This window comes from Gordonia sp. i37 (genome assembly GCF_002043085.1).
Taxonomy (GTDB): Bacteria; Actinomycetota; Actinomycetes; order Mycobacteriales; family Mycobacteriaceae; genus Gordonia; species Gordonia polyisoprenivorans.
In genome coordinates this window covers 1-2,291 of the sequence record NZ_MVPX01000372.1, presented here as the reverse complement: position 1 = coordinate 2,291, position 2,291 = coordinate 1, and the positions used below count along the sequence as shown (strand labels likewise).

The following is a 2,291-nucleotide window of genomic DNA, read 5'->3' as shown; positions in this document are numbered from 1 at the left end:
GAAGGCCGACAGCCGGTTGTTCAGGAGCTCACGCTCGACCCACGTCACCTTCTCAGTTGACCACGTGCGCGGATCGGTGCCGACGAGTGGCGTCGCGGCGAGAGGTCAATACAGCGTGGGGATGCGCCGAAGCGGCAGGTCGGGTCCCTCGTAACCGGTCGCCTTCCGCTTGGGCAGTTCCACGTCGGGGCGGTCGAGCGGGGTGTAGGGAACCTGTTCGAGGATGTGGCGGATGACGTTGAGGCGCCCGCGTTTCTTGTCGTCGGTCTTCGCGACGTACCAGGGCGCCCAGCCGGTGTCGGTGAAGCGGAACATGTCGTCGCGCGCACGGGTGTAGTCGTCCCAGTGCGTGTATGACTTGAGGTCCATCGGCGACAGCTTCCAGTACTTGCGCGGATCGTCGATGCGGCTCTGGAGCCGCAGTGTCTGCTGGTCCTCGCTGACCTCGAGCCAATACTTGAGCAGGATGACCCCGGAGGCGACGATCGCTCGCTCGTACTCGGGCGCCTCGGTGAGGAACTGTTTTGTCTGCTCCTCGGTGCAGAAACCCATGACCCGCTCGACGCCGGCGCGGTTGTACCAGCTGCGATCGAAGATGACGACCTCGCCCGCGGCAGGTAGATGCGGGACGTAGCGCTGGATGTACATCTGCGATTTCTCGCGTTCGGTGGGTGCGGGCAGTGCAACGACCCGGAAGACCCGTGGGCTGACCCGCTCGGTGATCGACTTGATCACGCCGCCCTTGCCTGCGGTGTCACGGCCCTCGAAGACGATGCACACCTTGGCGCCGGTGCTGCGCACCCATTCCTGCATGGCCACGAGTTCGGCGTGCAGGGGTTTGACGAGCTTGCGGAATTCCTTGTTCTTCATGGGCTCGGTCGTCATTGGCTCGGTCTTCACGTGCTCGTCGTGACCGTCGTGGTTCGAGGAGTGCTTCTTGTGCTTCTTCTTGCCCATGCTCGGCCTCCTCGACAGTGCCCGCCCGGAGGGCACTGATCTGCCCAGACTAGGTGACTGCGGTGTCCGTTTGGCCTTTACGAGTCGATTAACGATTCGTCGCGGGTGGATACTCGCGGGTTGTGGCCGATGCCCTCGCTCCCTTGACGCTGCACACGGTGGTGTCGTCGTGGCGAGTCGATGTGCCCACATCTGTTGTCGTGGTGTTGATCGCGGTGGCCTATGTCGTGGCCGTGCGCAGGTCGACGTTGCCATGGCGGCGGACGGTTCCGTTCCTGGTCGGCGTGACGGTGTGGCTGATCAGCGCGTGCGGGTTTGTCGGCGTGTACTCCGACACCCTGTTCTGGGTGCGAGCGCTGCAGATTGTGCTGGTGCTGATGGTGGTGCCGTTCTGCCTCGCGCTCGGGATGCCGGTGACGGTTGCCCGCGAGTCGTGGTCTGCGGCACGCAGAGTGATCGATCGTTGCCTCCGATCGCGGGCGGCGCGGGTGATCGCGTCACCGGCGGTGACCTCGGCCGGCGTCATCGTGACGCCGTGGCTGATCTATCTCACCGGGTGGTATCCGGCGATGTTGCGATCCGACGCCGTCGACACCGTGACCCGACTGTTGCTCGTGCTCTGCGGCTTCGGATACTTCTACGCGCGGTTGCAGATCGACCCGGTGCCACGGCGCTATCCGCAATCCCTGTCGTTGCTCGTCACCCTGGGCGAGACACTCGGCGACGGCATCCTGGGCGTGGTGATGTGGCAGGGCGGACTCCTCGCCGCCTCGTATTACGAAGCGCTGCACCGCACGTGGGGGCCGTCGCTGCGGACCGATCAAACCATCGGGGCCGGTGTGTTCTGGGTGCTCGGCGACGTCATCGGTCTGCCGTTCCTCCTCGTGCTCTTCGACCGATTCCGCACCGATGAGAGTCGGCGGGCCGAGATCGCCGACGCCGAACTCGATGCGGCCCAACGCGAGTCGACCCGATCGGCGGCAGCGGAGACCGAGTCCGACCAACCGTCAGGACTGTGGTGGGAGAACAACCCGGAGTTACGCGAGCGCTTCCGCTGAGCCGGTGGGCGCCAGTTTCCGGTGGTCGAGCAGCCCGGCGGATCTTTCGTCCCGGTGGTCGAGGTGCGTTCTCCCGGTGGTCGAGGTGCCGAGGAGCGCCAGCGACGTTCCCTTTTCTTCCGGTGGTCGAGGTGCCGAGGAGCGATAGCGACGAGCCTCGAGACCTGTTGCACCGCTGCTGGTTTCCGACCCCGCACCGAGCACGCGACGGTCTAAAACCCGCGGTCGCCGAGTAGTTGGGTGAGTCGGGTTTCGATCGGCGAGTCCAGACCAGGG

2 protein-coding genes are annotated in these 2,291 nt (G+C 65.2%); one reads left to right on the top strand and one right to left on the bottom strand.

Going from position 1 to position 2,291, the window contains the following annotated elements:
• Positions 1–105 precede the first annotated feature (105 nt).
• Positions 106–957 (bottom strand): polyphosphate kinase 2, encoded by an 852-nt coding sequence (ppk2, locus tag B1964_RS18180; protein ID WP_079930745.1) that lies wholly within the window; start codon positions 955–957, stop codon positions 106–108.
• Between the two features lie 122 nt (positions 958–1,079).
• Between ppk2 and B1964_RS18175 the strand changes: the two genes are divergently transcribed.
• Positions 1,080–2,015, top strand: coding sequence for a cytochrome c oxidase assembly protein (locus tag B1964_RS18175; RefSeq protein ID WP_079930744.1), 936 nt, complete (start codon positions 1,080–1,082; stop codon positions 2,013–2,015).
• The last annotated feature ends 276 nt before the right edge of the window (positions 2,016–2,291 follow it).

What these genes read in the sequence shown, in the direction of transcription:
- ppk2 (WP_079930745.1), bottom strand. Translation starts at nt 957, where the DNA reads ATGGGCAAGAAGAAGCACAAGAAGCACTCCTCGAACCACGACGGTCAC.